We start from the raw sequence: 15,273 nt of genomic DNA on the forward strand, positions 1-15,273 counted from the left end.
GTTCTTCCCTCAGGCCAAAGTATTGACGAGCCCCTGCCATTCTTCCCGGCTCGGGACTTCCGATTCCTGCAACTTGATGTTTTCTGGGCCCTGGAGATCGGCTCGCTCCCCTTCTTCTCCCTGGCCCTGATCGGAAGTCAGTTCCAGTTGAAGGTTCAGATTCTCAAAGCCCTGACGGGCCAGTTCTTCCCGAAGACGGCTGAACTCGGATCTCGCCAGAGACATCATTTCTTCTCGGGCAACCAGCAGGCGAATCGTCAGTTGATCGGACTCGAGTTCGATTTCCGCTCCCAGGCGGCCCAATTTGCCAAGGGGGATCTTCAGGATTCCGCGATATCGAGTTTCCCCGCGGGCTTCCATGATCCGGATAATTCGGAGGGTTTCCTCTGCGAGACCCGGTCGCCTTGCCGTCTTCACTTCCCTTGCCACCCCGCTTGCGTTGCGGCTCATTCTGGCGGCCTCCAGAGAAAGAAATTCGTTCTTGCTTCCAGGAAGGGGACGGCTGATGCCCGGGTTTGAAAATGTGGTGGACTGCAGGGCCTCACTCTTGCCTGCTCCCCTGTTCTCTTGAAGGGAGTTCTCCTCGGCCGTCTCCCCTTTGCTGCTCTCCGCATGCTTGGCAACTTCCCTGCGATCTTCCGCTTGCTCGCTCGTTTCTCTTGACTGTACGGGCACTTCGCCGTCTTTCTGCTGAGGGGATTTCGCCCCAGTCTTCGGCTCTTCCCTGCTCCATTCCTGAACAGGATCTCCGCTCAAGCCAAAGAGAGAAACAGCCCCCGAGAGGGCCTTCTCCAGAAGCTGGCGGAACTTACTGTCTTCCTGTTTTTCTCTTGCCCCCTGCTCGATGGATTTGTCGACAGGGGATTGTGTTGATTCCCGCAGCTGCATCATCGAACCGCAACCATTGCGCCCATCATGCTGCTCAGGGCAGCCGCGCGCGCAGGATCGAGGGAAGCCATAACCTTTGCGGCCTGTCTTTCCTTCATCTCACGGATCACAGCGAGGACGATCTCCAGATCCATGCCGCTCAGGATGGAAGCTGCTTCACGCGGAGGCATGGACTCGTACACGCGGGCCAGTTTTCGAACGCTGCGGAGCTTGCTCACTTCCATCTCACTGACAGAAAGCTCCAATTGCCTGCGAAGGTCGCTCAGCTTCTGAAACTCCTCGGAGAGGACAGATTTCTCCATTTCGATGGCATCGCGGAGGACACGAAGTTCCTTTTCCCGCGCCTTTACCTGGCTCTCCCTTGCTTTCAGGCTGAGGCTGGCCAGGGCCATTTCATCGAGAGGGTCTTCCCGGGTTTCTGCAAGTTGTGCTTCTTCGCCTGCATTGCCTCCAAAGACCCCTGCAATCCAGAAAGTCAGGGCAAAAACGACAAAAAAGCTAAAGATACTGAAGAGAATGACCGATTTCATAGTGTCTCCCTATGCCTGATCTCACGCAATCCCTGTGCCACTCCCCCGCCAGGGCTGATCATCCAACTCTTTTCTTTCCATTTGCCGCTCCTGCTGCAGGTACTCGCGGTGGCGTTTTTCCCGGAGCTTGTCCACGGCCTTGCGTTCCCGGCTTCTTTCCAGAAATACCTCACGCGTCCTTCTGATTTCCGATTCCACCTCATCCAGGCGTGCGAGTCTCCGCTCGCTGGCTCTTTCGAGAACCTGGATCTGGTAGCGGTTCATTTCCACGAGAGGCAGGGTGAGTTCCCCCTTCTGCAGGCCTGAGCGGGTCTGTACGAGGCCCTGTCGCTCCCGTCCCATTTCTCCCAGTTCGCGCAGAATGTTCCGTTTCTCCGCTCCCAGAGAGGACAGTTTTCTTGCGAGATCCTCTTCTGCCTGCCTCCGGATGTTCAGGAGCTTCTCCAGGCGAAATCGAAACTTCTTCATTTATCCCTCCAGGGTTTCCGAGAGCATTCTGTCGCTCTCAGTCAGGGAAAACCTCTCATCGACTTTCTGCTTCAGGAATTGCTGCCAACGGGGTCGCAGAGTGATGGCCCGATCAATCTCCGGGCTCTTGCCCTTCTCATAAGCACCGATCTGAATCAGATCCTCATTTTCCCGGTACAGATTCATCGCCTCCATCAACTCTCTTGCCTGTGCCTGCTTCTCCCGGGAAGCCACTCTCGGGAAGAGACGGCTCACACTTTCCAGAACATCAATCGCAGGGAAGTGGCCGGCATTTGCCAGGCTTCTGCTGAGTACAATGTGTCCATCCAGAATCGAGCGAACAGAATCGGCTACGGGGTCATTCAGATCGTCTCCTTCCACGAGAACCGTGAAGAGACCGGTGATCGAGCCGTGCTGATTTGTCCCTGCCCGTTCCAGCAGTTTGGGAAGAGCCGCAAAGACGCTCGGGGTGTATCCCTTACTGGCCGGGGGTTCCCCCGTGGCAAGTCCAATCTCGCGAAGGCTCATGGCATAACGGGTCACGGAGTCCATCATCAGGAGGACCCGTTTTCCCTGGTCACGGAAGTGTTCTGCGATCGAGAAGGCGCTTTCAGCACCCTTGACCCGTTCCAGGGCACTCGCATCGCTGGTCACCGCCACCACGACGCTTCTGTTCAATCCTTCAGCACCGAGAGACTCCTCCACGAATTCACGGACCTCCCGGCCCCGTTCCCCGATCAGGGCCAGGACGATCACATCCGCATCGGCATTTCGGGCCAGCATGCCGAGAAGCATACTTTTCCCAACACCGCTTCCCGCGAAAATGCCCATGCGCTGTCCTTCGCCACAGGTCAAGAGGGAATCAATGGCTCGAATCCCGGTCTCAAAGGGGCGGTCAATGCGGGTTCTCTCCAGAGCGGCAGGCGCAGGACTGCGTAACTTCCGGAAGTCGGGGAGCCAGGGAGTTTCTCCTCCGTCAAGCGGCTTGCCCAGGCCATCCAGAACGCGCCCGATCAGGTCCTCCCCCACGCGAATGCGGAGTGAGTGTCCCGTGGGACGAACCTTTGTGCCGGGGCGAATTCCGTCCATGGACTTGTAGGGCATGAGAAGAAGACTCTCGCCCCGGAAACCAACGACTTCCGCAGGGAAACTTTCTGTAGCACGCCCCCCATCCAGTTCACAGAGTTCCCCGATCGAGGCCCGGGTGCCTTCGGCTTCCACCAGAAGGCCCACCACCTGCGTCACACGACCCACGCGGACGCTGGCCTGAATCCCCTTCAGGGCTTCCCTTGCCTCAGTCAGAATGCTGCTCATGCTGCCTCGACTCTGTGCGGATCCAGTCCCTCAGTTTTGACTCCAGGGCATCAAGTTCGTTTTCGCAGATCGACTCGACGCTTCCCACTTCCCCCTCCAGAATTACGCTGCCAGCGCTAACCCTTCGGTCGCCAATCAAGCGGAAGGGAACTCCCCGTAGCCCTTCCCCTTCTTCCCGGTCCAGAAGCTCCCGGAGAGAAGTTTCTTCCTCCGGATTCACGCGAAGCACATAGGAGCTTTCTCTTTCCAGTTGGAAGAGACAGGCCTCCAGCTTTGCTTTCAGAATCTGCGGGCTCAGACCGACCTGGGCGCGTACGACCCGGCGGGCAAGAGCCAGAGCGAGGGAGAGGATTTCTTCCTCATTCTCCCGGTGAAATGCGTTTCTCTCTTCGGAGAGGGCTCGGAGAAGGGAGTCCAGAGGCTGGAGGTGTTCTGCACGAAGTTTCTCGAGATGGGCAAGCGACTGCGCCTTCTCTTCCCTCTGACCTTCCTCGAATCCTCTTTTCAAGGCCTCTTGCTGAAGCTGTTCGTAAAAGGGATGCCTGCGAAGGCTCTCCTCCTCCCGCTCTCTTTCAGAGCGCGAGAAGTCAACAAGGGACTCACTCCCCAGGCTCTCGGCGTTCCTATTCAATGAAGGCACTCTCTTCTCCCCCGCGTCCTTCGATGTAGATCAGGCCCTCGGCCTCCAGATCTCGAACCGTATCGATGATGCGTTGCTGGGCGTTTTCCACTTCGCTCACACGAACCGCACCCATGTATTCCATTTCCTCGCGAATCGTTTCTCCCGCCCTCCGCGACATGTTGCGGAAAAGAAGTTCCCGAACTTCCTCGCTTGCTCCCTTGAGAGCCAGAGTAAGATCCTTGCTGTCTACTTCCTTCAGGAGGGACTGTACGGACTTGTTGTCGAGGAGAATCAGGTCGCCGAAGGTGAACATCTGGTTCTTGATCTCTTCGGCCACGTCCGAGTCGATCTCGCCTATTTCATCGAGGATGTCCCGCCAGACATTCTGTTCAATCTCATTGAAGGTCTCCGCAACCTGGCTCGTACCTCCAAACTTGATCCCGAGATCCTGGAAGTCCGTGTTTACATAGTCTCCGAGAACACTCTGGATTTCGCTGATCACTTCACTGCTCGGGCGCTCAATGGTGGCCATCCGATAGGCAACGAGGCTTTTGATTTCATCCGGCAGGTTCACCAGTATCTGACCCGCCTGACGACTGGGCAGACTGCTCAGCACCAGCGCGATGGTCTGGGGATGTTCCTTCTTCAGGAAGTTCGCCACGGTCGGTGGATCGACGGAGTTGATCTGTCCGAAGAAGTTGTTCTCTCCACCCTCCTGGAAACGGTCGATCAGGGCTCCGGCACGGCGATCCCCGAGAGTTGCGCTCAGGATGCGCCTTGCATACTCCTCACCGCCCTGACTGATGAAGCGTCGCTCTGTCGCTGTTTCGTAGAAGCGGGAAATCACGCGTTTCTTCTCTTCCGCAGTGACCGGCCCGAGATTCAGGATCTCATTGGAAACCGCTTCCAGCTCGGATTCGTTCAGGTGTTTTGTAATCAGGCTGGCAGCCTCCGGGCCGAGGCTCACCAGGAGCTTTGCCGCCTGGTTCAAACCCGTCCGGCTTGTGCGCGACTGCGTTTGCTGACTCGTCTGGGTTCCGTTCATGGGAAGCTCCTACTTTGTCGTGTGGATCCAGGTTCTTACGAGCTGGGCGATTTCTTCGGGTTTCTCCATCGCCAGTGCTCGCGCCTGTTCTTCCAGCATCATGTCCTGTTGTGCTTTTTCCGATACCAGTTCATCCCAGGATGCGGGATTCTCCTGCGGCGTGGACGCTGCAGGCTGCAAGGCCGGCTCCGGAGCAGCTGTTCTGGTCGAGACTTCCTCGCTGCTCAACTTGCCTGCGATGTTCCTGAGGATCAGGAGCAGGAAAAGCATTCCCGCCATAAAGATGATTTTCTGAATCAGGCCAGGAATATCCTGAAAGATCGGCCAGGCAAGAATCCCCGTTTCCGCTACCGGCAGGGGAGCCTGCTGAAAGGGGACGCTCAGGATCTCAATCCGGTCTCCGCGATCCGGGCTGAAACCAACGATGTTCTCCACGATCTTCCGATAGCCCTCAAGTTCCCGGGGACCAAGAGCGGAGAACGCCATCTGCCCGTCATCATCTTCCGCGTATTTACCGTCCACGAGAATGGCCACCGAGAGGTTACGGATCCCGCCCACCGAACCAATCACGCTCTCGACGGTGCGGTTGAACTCATAGTTCACCGTGCTGGACTCAGTACTCTGGCCCGTTTCATCACTCTTCTCTTCGGTTCTCACTTCACTAAGGATGGTGGCGCTTTCCGGGTCCACGATCTCGCTGGTTCTTTCCACCTTCTCGAAGTCGAGGTCCGCATTCACTTCCACAATCGCAGAGCCACTGCCGAGAACACTCTCCAGAGTATTCTCCGCCTTCCGGGAGAGGTAAGATTCCACATCCTGCTTGAGGGCCAGTTGGCTGTTGCTCAGGCCGGTGAGTTCATCTTCTTCCTCACGGCTGAGAAGGTTCCCGTAGCCGTCAAGCACGGTGACATTGCCGTCCTCCAGCCCTTCCACGGCGCTGGAGATCATTTGCTGAATGGCCATGACCTGCGCTCCGGCAACTCCCTTGGGGCGGGACAGACCCAGCACAACGCTGGCACTGGGATCCCTGCGGTCTTCCTTGAAGAGCGCAGGCTTGGGAATCACAAGATGCACGCGAGCCTGGTCGATCCCGCGGAGCAGCGTAATGCTGCGGGAGAGTTCCCCTTCCAGAGCCCGGCTGTAATTCAGATTCTGTGTAAACTCGCTCACCCCGAGTCCCTGCTCGTCGAAGATCTCGTATCCCACAACTCCACTGTCGGGGATTCCCTGCTTTGCCATTTCCACCCGCATCTCTGCAATGCGGCTGCCAGGAACCGTGACACCGCTTCCCCCACCGGTAAGTCGATAATCCACAGAACGGGACTGCAGCACTTCGATCACCCTCGACGTCTCTTCCGGCGAGAGGTTCGAATAGAGTTGGGTGTAGTCCTCACTCCCGAGCCAGGTGAAGAAGATGACGAGAGTCAGGAGAACCGCACTGAGAACAGCAAAGAAAATGACTCGCTGTCCCGTCTCCAACTGACTCCAAAGTTTCTGTATTTGCTTCATCGCATTCCCCATGCTTACACCCCTCTAGACCTGCATCTGCATGATCTGCTGATAGGCATCCATCAGTCGGTTCCGTACTTCCATGAACAGTTCAAAGGTCAGGGCGGCCTCTTCCTGAGCAATCATCACTCGATGGAGATCCTTTTCCTGACCCATGATTGCGCTGCTGACCATCTGGTCGGACTGCTTTTGAGCCAGATCCGTCTTCGCGATGCTCTGCTGAAGAAGATCCCCGAAACCGCTCTCTTTGGCAGGACGACTTGCCGTCTGCCCGTAGGCCTTCAGCAGGTTGTGGGTCGTCAGTGCCCGAATTCCAGTGTCACTCATCTCATTCCTCAGATCTCAAGTGCCCGGTTCAGCATTTCTTTTGCTGCATCGAGTACACTTGCATTGGCTTCATAGGCACGGGTGGCAGACATGAGATTCATCATCTCTTCCACCGGATCCACATTCGGCTTGAGAACCATTCCGTCCTCGTCCGCGTCCGGGTGCCCGGGGTCATATTCCGAGATAAAGAGGTCCCGCTTATCTTCCACGCTTACCTGAAGATTTCGTCCGACTCTTTCACCAAGTCCCTTCCCTTCCGGGGAAACTGAGAAATGCCGCTCATGGCGTGTGAGCATCTCCCGGAATCGAAGCTCTGGATTCCTTCTCACATCCAGAAGCCCTCCCTTGCTGGCACTAAAGACAGCGCGCTGGGGGCGATAGGGTCCGCCCTCAGGGCTGCGGGTGGTCTCCGCATTCGCCATGTTCTCGGCTACCGTATCGAGGCGAATCCTCTGCGCACGGAGCGCCGAGGAACTGACTCGAAAGGATGTGAAAATGCCGTCACTCATCGCTTACTCCTAGGGCGTTCCCCTGCCGCGAATCGAGCTTCGCAACAGTTGATAACGAACGGCGAGCGCGCGAGTGGCCAACTTGTGGCTGAGATTGACTTCCGCCAGGGCGGCCATCTCCAGATCCACGCTCACATTGTTGATTCCATTGTCGAGAGCCCGATCCGAGTCCTCCGTAATCCGTGGGGAAGCGCCGGAGCTTTCCGCCGTCTTGAAATGCCCTTCCCTCGTAGAACGAAGACGGGTCTCGGGACTGTCCGACTCTTTCAGCAGTTCCTCGAAACGAAGTTGCCTTGCCAGATAGCCCGGGGTTTCCGTATTGGCGACATTCTCCGCAATGACCCTTTGACGAAGGCTATAGGCATCCAGCCCCTGTTTCAGGAGATGAAGAGTGTCGTTTCCGGGGAAAGCAGGCATCAGACTCCCAGGGCTTCCGGTTCAAGACTGTAGAGATTCAGCTTGTTTCTCAAAGTGCGAACGCTAATTCCAAGGTGTTGTGCAGCCTGTGTGCGGTTGTCGTCGAAACGCTCCAGGGCCGCCATGATCATGCGGCGTTCCATTTCCTTGATGGTGATGTCCTCCTCCAGAGGATTTCCCTTGCCCGTGTGTTCGCATACATCATGGTCCAGGAGGAAGTCGGAGAGCTGAATCGTTTTCCCCTGGCTGAGAACCAGTGCTCTTTCCACCGCATTCTGAAACTGTCGAACATTACCCGGCCAGGACAGGGAATTGAGTTTCTCCAGCAGGCCCGGCTCAAAGCTTGGTTCGGGAAGCTGGTTTTCTTCCATGAAGTCCTGCACGAAGTGATTCAGGAGAAGAGAGACATCTCCCTCACGAGCACGCAAGGGAGGCATATGAACGGGCACCACATTGAGGCGGAAAAAGAGATCCTCGCGAAAGCTCCCTTCCCGTACTTCTTCCTTCAGGTTGCGGTTGCTGGTAGCAATGATGCGAACATCCACGGGGATCGTAGTCGTTCCCCCCACTCTCTCAAACTCCCGCTCCTGCAGAACCCGAAGCAGCTTGCTCTGCATCTCGGGCTTCATTTCGCTGATTTCATCGAGAAGAAGGGTGCCACCATTGGCCAGTTCGAATTTGCCAGGCGTGCGTTTTACCGCTCCTGTGAAGGCACCCTTTTCATGGCCGAACAAAGTGCTCTCCAGAAGAGTTTCTGTGATGGCCGCGCAGTTGATGCGGATGAAGGGTCCCCCATTCCTGCGGCTGAGGTCATGAAGGAGAGAAGCCACCAGTTCCTTGCCCGTCCCGCTTTCTCCGGTAATCAGGACCGTGGCATTCGTCGCCGCGACGCATTCCACCACATCGAAAATCTTCATCAGTGAGTGGCTCTCACCTACCATGGGACGGCGGATCTTCTTCTTCGCCTTCTTTTCTTTGGGCAGGATGACTTTTCCGGATTCCTCTTCTTCCTTCAGCAGAGACTCCAGGAGGGAGAGGAGCTCGCCGGGACCAAAGGGTTTGATCAGGATTTCGCAGGCACCGAGTTTCATGGCCTGCACCGCATTTTCCACGGTTCCATAAGCGGTCATGAGAACAACGCTGGCCTCTGGCTGGAGCTTCCGGCTGCATTCGATGACCTGAAGCCCGCTGTCCACTTTCTCCATCTGCATGTCCGTCAGGACGATGGAGTACTTGCTGCTCTCCAGGTACTGGATGGCATCGCTCGCGGAGGAGGCACGGTCCACCTCGAAATGGCGGGACAAGAGATCACCCAGAAAACCGGTCATCACAGATTCATCGTCAACGATCAGAACTCTACGTTTCTCGCTCACTGCAACTCCTTTAATCGTGATTCTGCGACGCGTTCCTCCATGAACTTGCCGCGTATTCCCACACTGATGGACGAGGCCCTGACTCAGGAACCCACTTCCACCCTGCTTTCCTTTCGATACTGATTCCTGACCTTGTCAGCGCTGGCAATCACAGGGACACTTTTGCGGCGGCGGGTTGTCAGGTGGATTTCGTTCTCTCTCTCCGCCTCGAGGATCTCCTCAATGGCCAGAGTTACTTCCTCAAGCAGGGTCATCAGCTTGCCCGCGTCTTCGGTGCTGAAGAACTTCTTGCGACGGTTCCAGAGTTTTCTCTCCTCGCGAATGCCTGACTCCAGGAGCTCCACCTCCTTGAGCAGATCTCTCTTCCTGCGAAGGCCCTCATTGATGTCCCGATAACTGGCTCCCGACCGGATCTCTTCACCCTGTTCCCGCACTTCATCGAGAATCCTCCGATAGAGGATCCCTTCCTTGCGATAGACATCGGTCAGTGTTTCAAGAGGATTTCTCATTACTTCACCTGAGTGATTGCCCGGCTTCCGCGGGGACTGTGGTCTGGCAGTTCCTTGTCATAGACCTTGAGGCTCCCTGAATGCTTCTGCAGGAGACTCGCCCAATCATGGGTCTCCTTGTTCAGTTCTTCCGGCTCCAGGGATTCAAAGGCGCTTTCCGCCTTCCCGTATCCGTTGTCGAGCATGTCGAGCTGCGCCAGTTGAAAGCGGGCCCAGGCATGATGCGTGGAATTTATCCCGAGAAGATCGCCGTAGTGGCGTCTGGCGCGCAGACGCTCATTCATCAGAAAGGCACAGTCGGCCGCACCTTGCAGAAAGTCGTCAGTATGAGCCGCAACGCCTTTTGCAAGGGAGCCCGGGACTTTCAATGCATTGAGGAGGCTCTCATAATGAAAGGAAGCCTCTGCGAGATGTCCGGAGTTTCGGAGAATACGGCCCCTCTGCAGGAGGTAGGCCGGACCCTGTGTCTTGACATCCTTCCGGGAGTAAATGTCCAGAATGTCCAGGCAGACCTTCTGCTGATCCCGCTCAAAGAGGAGGGCCAGAGATTCACCAATCAGTTCATCGTCCAGATCGGCTTCATGGCCGGAGAGGAGGATCTTCTTCACTTGATCGTCCTCCCTCAATCCCAGTGCGCAGGCAAGCCGCCCATTGCTCACTGCGGAGGAAAACAGGGATTCCCGATCCTGGTTTTCAAGATGGGTGAACCACTCGCCAGCCTCTTTAAAAAGTTGTAGCTCTGAATAGGAACGGGAGATTGCGAGAAGGGCATAGAGGTCTTCCATGCTTGCGTCTTCGGAGGGAAGTTCATCAATGACAGCCAGGCGAAGAGACATACGCTCAAGCGCCGGCTCCAGAACCCGCGCAAGGCTGTCCGCCTCCTGAACCGTGGCCTTGTCCAGAGAACTTGCCGACGCAAGGCCAAGGAGCAACATCAGACAGAGGATTCCCATTCGATACATCAAGGTGGCTTCTCCCTTCTCCGTAGCAGGAAAACAAGTTCCATGCCCGGGAAAGGACTGCCCCATTTTTCCACATCGGCCAAAGTTACAGCAAATGGCCCGCGCCTGTATCAACTTACACTACAGGCATCTGCGAGTGTTTCATGATGTAACCTGTGAACGTAAAGCGCCCCCCGGCGAGTTCCCGGAGGGCGCAGAATCGAAAGAGAAGTGGTCTGAAATCAGCCAGTTTCCTCCACACTGACTTCCCCGGCTTCCTCCCCCTGCTTGAGTTTTTCGCGAAGGGTTTGGCGGCTGATCCCCAGGATACCGGCCGCACGGCTCTTGTTGCCGCCCGTGTATTCCAGAGTCCTGCGAATGTGACGGAGTTCTACGGCCGCCACAGTTTCCGGTCGGAATTTGCCGTCGCCTGGATCCGGGAAACCAGGATCCTCCCGGATTTCCCGCGGGAGATGCTCGATCAGAATGTCATTTCCGTCTTCAAGAAGGAGAATCCTCTCGAACATATTTCGAAGCTCCCGAATGTTCCCCGGCCAGCTGTACTCCCGGAGGACTTTCAGAACGGGTTCGGAAAGAGGCTTCATGCTGCGGCCGAGTTCCTGATTGAACCTCTCAATGAAGAAGTCCGCAAGCAGGGACAGGTCTTCCGGCCTCTCCCGAAGCGGCGGGATCTCCAGCACGATGATCCCCAGGCGGAAGTAGAGATCCTGGCGGAATCGCCCCTCCTCGCTTTCCTTCTTGAGATCCTTGTTCGTCGCCGCCACGATTCTAGCGTTTACCTTCAGGTCCTCAATGCCCCCCACCCGGCGGAAGGTGCGGTTCTCCAGAACTCTCAAGAGACGGGTCTGGAGCTGCAAGCCCATCTCGCCGATTTCATCAAGGAAGAGAGTTCCTCCGCCAGCCGCCTCAATCAGGCCCTTCTTTCTGTTCTTGGCATCCGTAAAGGCGCCCTTCTCGTAACCAAAGAGTTCGCTCTCCAGAAGGGTCTCGGGAATGGCGCCACAGTTGATTTCCACCACAGGACCACTGGCGCTGGAACTGGCCCGGTGAATTGCACGCGCCACCAGTTCCTTGCCGGCGCCACTTTCGCCCTGAACCAGCACTGTCGTGGCCTGGCTGTCTCCAATCTTCAGAATCTGGGAGAAGAGTTTCTTCATCTGGGCGCTCTCGCCGATGAAACCGGCGAAGGGATCCTCCCGGTCCTGCTTCTTGACCAGTGAGCGGTTGGTCTTCCGCAGGCAACCCGATTCCAGTGCATTGCGGGCAATGAGCCGGATCTTGTCCAGCTTCGGTGGTTTGGTCAAAAAGTCATAAGCATCGAGTCTCATGGCCTCCACGGCATCTTCAATCTCGCCGTAAGCAGTAAGAAAGACAGCCTGCCCGTCAAAACCCGCCTGCCTCGCCTTTCCCAGAACCTCCATTCCCGTCATTTCGGGCATTCGCATGTCCAGAAAGACAAGGTCGGGGGCCTCGGATTTCAGCATCTCCAGCCCCTGCTTCCCGTCCTCGGCCTGCAGAAGTGTGTAGCCCTCCCTCTTCAGGGTATCTACCAGAGCAAAACGAAGGGTGGGCTCGTCGTCAACAATCAGGATGGTTTGGCTCAAGCTGTTTCTCCTCGGGATTGGCGGTTTCCGCCGGGGTCAGGTCTATCATGAACTCGCTTCCCCCTTCGGCGGAAGGGAGATAGGAAATGGAACCACCATGCTCTTCCATGATCTTCAGACAGATGGAAAGGCCCAGGCCCGTTCCTGCGGCTCGCGTGGTGTAGAAGGGATTGAACAGGTTCGCTACATTTTCTTCCGCAACTCCGGGGCCGCTGTCCCAGACCCTGATCATAACGCGGTCTTTTCCTCCGCTGCGTTTTCCTCTCTCCAGCCAGAGCCCGAGCCGGTCTCCTTTGGAGCAGGCCTCCATCGCATTGCGGAATAGGTTCAGGAAAACCTGCTGCAACTGGTCCCGGTCGCACATCACCTTCTGCTCCAGACCAGACTGTGGAAGTTCAATGCGAATCCCCTTCTTCTCAGCACTGGCACGAATATGCTCCAGAGCCGGCTGCAGCAACTGCGAGACAGTCAGGGGCGCGAGGAGAGGAGTCGCCGGTTTGCTGAAGTCCAGGAGATTCTGGACGATGCGGTTCAGGCGCTGGGTCTCGGCAAGAATGCGATCCACATATGACTGCATTTCCTCGGAACTATCCTCCAGAAGATCCTTGAGCAGTTGGGCGATCATGGAAATCCCGGACAAGGGATTCCGGATTTCATGGGCCACGCCGGCCGAAAGCTGTCCCAGTCCCGCCAGCCTCTCCGCCCTCCGCAGTTCAGTCTCCAGCCTTTTGTATTCCGTCAGATCCTCGAAAACCAACACCGTCTGCGCGTCCTGAGGATGTCTCGGGTGAAGATGGGTCGTGGAAAGTAGCAGGTGCCGGGGGCTCTCCGCCCCTGAACGGAAGAGGCACTCCCGCTGAATCCAGTCTTCTTCGCCAAGATCTCCCGCCCCATCTCCGGAGCGAAGATACTCATCAAAGCGGAAAGGCATCCCGGGGGAAAGGAGATCCCCAAAGAGCGAAGATGCGGAAGGATTGCGATAGGAAATCTGACCGAAGCCGTCGAGAGTCAACACCGAAGCCCTCACGCTTTCGAGGACCGTCCGATTGAACTCCCCCAATTTCTTGAGTTGATGCACTGCCTTGGCATGGGAAAGAGCTTCACTGAGAATCGTCTGAACGGTCTTGAGGAAATGCAGATCGGCTTCGAAGCTCTCGGCACTTTCATAAGCTTTGCGATAGGCCAGGAAACCCTGGGCTTCGCCTGCATGCACCAGGGGCAGAACCGTCAGGTGCCAGGGCTCACTACGCCCCCGAAGGGATTCCTCATCAAGCCTGCTCCCCTCGTGCAAGGCAAATAGCGAGGAGGAGGAACGATCCTCCTCTTCCATTTCCATGAGGACTTCAATGCAACGATCAAGAACCTCCCCCTCGAGAAGGACATTGGCCCGACTGGCCAAGCGACGACCTTCGAAACTCCAGAGCAGAAGACTGGCTCCCGAGAAATCGAGGGTCTCCAAGCTGGTGGCGAGAAAATGATCGAGGGCATCGTCCCAGTTATCCTGACTGCTGAGATCGCGACCGAGCTGGTAGAGAATCGTCAACTGCCCTACACGGCTGTTCAGTTCACGGTTCAGGGAGTCGAGATTTTCATAGGAGTGAAGAAGCATCCTCGACAGCTGGTTTCGGCTTTCGAGCAACTTCTGCCCGGATTTCTCCAGATGGCCCCGCTGGATACTCTGCTCGTTGCCAGCCTCCAGGACCTCCCCCAGATCCTCAAGGTAAGACTGCCATTCGCCCTCGGAGAGGGGAATCTGGATCAGGTCATCCACTCCCAGTCGTACTGCGGAGCGAAACCACCCCGGATCACTTTCTCGCTCAGCGAGCAGAACCAGAGCCCCGGAGTTGAACTGGCGGAACTCCAATAACCAGGGCAAGAGGGCGGGATCGCCCGGGGAAAGGTCGAGCATGAGAAGGTCGACTCCGGTCTGGTCGGAGGCAGGGCAGTCCTCCAGGGAAGACAGTCGCAGATCCCAGCCCGGAACCTCCCGTGGCCAGTCCTCCTGCGTTTCTTTGCTCAGGATCAGAAAACTCCAGTTTGTCTCCATGGCTCCCACTCTCCTCCCCCCTTCCCTAGCAGTGCTTTTGAAAAACTGCAAGAAAAATGGCCATTATTGAGTCTCTCTTCAGAGAATCGGGGATTGTCAAGAGCGGGAGACAAGCATTGGCAACCACAAACCAGCTAACTAATTACACCACAATAAGATAAGTTCTGGTCGGGAAATTGTTCCTGGCTTGATGCCAGCACAATCACCCTCGTCGAGGGAAACAGCATTGGGATCTAATTCGTTGCTGGACACCCGTTATGGGCATCTGCTTGCGGCGGGGGGAGAACAAGGCAGAGGTCTCCGAACCCCCAATGAAATAGGAACCAGGCCAGGAACAATTTCCCGGCCAGTACTAAAAAGATACCCACCTTCGCCTAGAAGGTGGGTGAGTCGTCTTCCTTTTGCCGGAGAGAAAGATCAATCAGAAGTTCAAGGCTCCCTTGAGCTTCTGGGCTAGTCCCTCAAGAACTTCCTGACGCTCATAGTAGCCGCTCTCTAATCTCTCTCGGGCGAGTTCCACGCGATCCTGTCGGATCCCGTCCAGATCCTGATAAGCCTTGCGGGCCATTTGGATTGCCTCCTCCAGTTCCACCCGGCTGCGGGCTTCCTGGCTGATCTGTACAAGGCCTTCGCCTTCCCTGGCGACTTGCCCCGTCTCGATCTTGTCCGAAGCGATCCCATCCTGGATCCGCTCCGCAGTGGACGCATCCTTCTGCAGCTCCTGGTATTTGACCAGTTCGTTTCCACTGGTGGATTCTGGCTTTCCAATCTGCACCCTATACCTCCCGAATACGGGGCTTTCTCAGAGAACTAGCAAGCTATGAGCCATCCTTGCTTTCAAGGTAACTGCGCTCTGCCTGCCCCTGAAGACGAAGGTCACTGATCCCTTCGCCAGCCATTCTCATTCTTTCCAGAAGGGCAAGCTTCAGTTTGCGGTCATTCTCCATGATCTCGAAGAGGATTTCGCGAATCCGGCCCCTCGCGTCTCCCCAGGCATTGGATCCCATTCGGGATTCAATCTGATGCATCAGTTCACGGCGTCTCACATTGAGAGACTCCAGACTGTCAAGATCGCGGCTCATGCTGGCCTCAACCTGCGCCCGACTCACCTCATGCAATCTCTCGAAAAGTTCCTGACTCAAGACTTCC

The 15,273-nt window shown here is 56.4% G+C and carries 17 protein-coding genes; all 17 read right to left on the bottom strand.

The annotated features are described in order from the left end of the window. Positions 1 to 9 precede the first annotated feature (9 nt). The 17 genes from QGH30_01175 to QGH30_01255 all read right to left on the bottom strand — a co-directional run bounded on the left by QGH30_01175 (position 10) and on the right by QGH30_01255 (position 15,266). Positions 10 to 891 (bottom strand): flagellar hook-length control protein FliK, encoded by an 882-nt coding sequence (locus tag QGH30_01175; GenBank protein MDP7020951.1) that lies wholly within the window; start codon positions 889 to 891, stop codon positions 10 to 12. Further along, on the bottom strand, positions 888 to 1,418 hold the full coding sequence (locus tag QGH30_01180) for a hypothetical protein (GenBank protein MDP7020952.1): 531 nt from the start codon (positions 1,416 to 1,418) through the stop codon (positions 888 to 890). The genes QGH30_01175 and QGH30_01180 overlap by 4 nt, the downstream gene beginning before the upstream one ends. 21 nt (positions 1,419 to 1,439) lie before the next feature. After that, a complete protein-coding gene (locus tag QGH30_01185; protein MDP7020953.1) occupies positions 1,440 to 1,886 on the bottom strand; it encodes a hypothetical protein in 447 nt (148 codons plus the stop codon). Continuing rightward, complete coding sequence (locus QGH30_01190) at positions 1,887 to 3,200, bottom strand: FliI/YscN family ATPase (GenBank protein ID MDP7020954.1); 1,314 nt, start codon at positions 3,198 to 3,200, stop codon at positions 1,887 to 1,889. It lies immediately after the preceding gene. After that, positions 3,181 to 3,831 carry a FliH/SctL family protein gene (locus tag QGH30_01195; protein ID MDP7020955.1) on the bottom strand — a complete coding sequence of 217 codons (651 nt, stop codon included), beginning with the start codon at positions 3,829 to 3,831 and terminating at the stop codon, positions 3,181 to 3,183. The genes QGH30_01190 and QGH30_01195 overlap by 20 nt, the downstream gene beginning before the upstream one ends. Next, positions 3,824 to 4,867, bottom strand: a complete 1,044-nt coding sequence (fliG, locus tag QGH30_01200; protein ID MDP7020956.1) for a flagellar motor switch protein FliG — start codon at positions 4,865 to 4,867, stop codon at positions 3,824 to 3,826. The genes QGH30_01195 and fliG overlap by 8 nt, the downstream gene beginning before the upstream one ends. A 9-nt stretch (positions 4,868 to 4,876) precedes the next feature. Then, complete coding sequence (gene fliF, locus QGH30_01205; GenBank protein ID MDP7020957.1) at positions 4,877 to 6,376, bottom strand: flagellar basal-body MS-ring/collar protein FliF; 1,500 nt, start codon at positions 6,374 to 6,376, stop codon at positions 4,877 to 4,879. Positions 6,377 to 6,400: 24 nt separating this feature from the next. Then, positions 6,401 to 6,703 carry a flagellar hook-basal body complex protein FliE gene (gene fliE / locus QGH30_01210; protein MDP7020958.1) on the bottom strand — a complete coding sequence of 101 codons (303 nt, stop codon included), beginning with the start codon at positions 6,701 to 6,703 and terminating at the stop codon, positions 6,401 to 6,403. Between the two features lie 8 nt (positions 6,704 to 6,711). Beyond that, positions 6,712 to 7,212, bottom strand: coding sequence for a flagellar basal body rod protein FlgC (gene flgC, locus QGH30_01215; protein ID MDP7020959.1), 501 nt, complete (start codon positions 7,210 to 7,212; stop codon positions 6,712 to 6,714). A 9-nt stretch (positions 7,213 to 7,221) separates the two neighbouring features. Continuing rightward, positions 7,222 to 7,629: a flagellar basal body rod protein FlgB gene (flgB, locus tag QGH30_01220; protein MDP7020960.1), complete on the bottom strand. Its 408-nt coding sequence runs from the start codon at positions 7,627 to 7,629 to the stop codon at positions 7,222 to 7,224. Beyond that, positions 7,629 to 9,002 (bottom strand): sigma-54 dependent transcriptional regulator, encoded by a 1,374-nt coding sequence (locus QGH30_01225; protein ID MDP7020961.1) that lies wholly within the window; start codon positions 9,000 to 9,002, stop codon positions 7,629 to 7,631. Before QGH30_01225 ends, flgB begins: the two co-directional genes overlap by 1 nt. An 83-nt stretch (positions 9,003 to 9,085) precedes the next feature. Then, complete coding sequence (locus QGH30_01230; GenBank protein MDP7020962.1) at positions 9,086 to 9,511, bottom strand: hypothetical protein; 426 nt, start codon at positions 9,509 to 9,511, stop codon at positions 9,086 to 9,088. Then, the gene (locus QGH30_01235) at positions 9,511 to 10,476 is read right to left on the bottom strand and encodes a hypothetical protein (protein ID MDP7020963.1); all 966 of its coding nucleotides are present in this window, start codon (positions 10,474 to 10,476) and stop codon (positions 9,511 to 9,513) included. Before QGH30_01235 ends, QGH30_01230 begins: the two co-directional genes overlap by 1 nt. 218 nt (positions 10,477 to 10,694) lie before the next feature. Continuing rightward, positions 10,695 to 12,077 carry a sigma-54 dependent transcriptional regulator gene (locus tag QGH30_01240; GenBank protein MDP7020964.1) on the bottom strand — a complete coding sequence of 461 codons (1,383 nt, stop codon included), beginning with the start codon at positions 12,075 to 12,077 and terminating at the stop codon, positions 10,695 to 10,697. Then, the gene (locus tag QGH30_01245) at positions 12,052 to 14,124 is read right to left on the bottom strand and encodes a histidine kinase dimerization/phospho-acceptor domain-containing protein (protein ID MDP7020965.1); all 2,073 of its coding nucleotides are present in this window, start codon (positions 14,122 to 14,124) and stop codon (positions 12,052 to 12,054) included. Before QGH30_01245 ends, QGH30_01240 begins: the two co-directional genes overlap by 26 nt. A gap of 421 nt (positions 14,125 to 14,545) precedes the next feature. Beyond that, a complete protein-coding gene (locus QGH30_01250) occupies positions 14,546 to 14,899 on the bottom strand; it encodes a flagellar biosynthesis anti-sigma factor FlgM (GenBank protein MDP7020966.1) in 354 nt (117 codons plus the stop codon). 43 nt (positions 14,900 to 14,942) lie between these two features. Next, entirely contained in the window at positions 14,943 to 15,266 is a 324-nt protein-coding gene (locus QGH30_01255) for a flagellar protein FliT (GenBank protein MDP7020967.1), read from the bottom strand. Positions 15,267 to 15,273: the final 7 nt, after the last annotated feature.

It is taken from the genome of Candidatus Krumholzibacteriia bacterium (assembly GCA_030748535.1).
GTDB lineage: Bacteria > Krumholzibacteriota > Krumholzibacteriia > JACNKJ01 > JACNKJ01 > JASMLU01.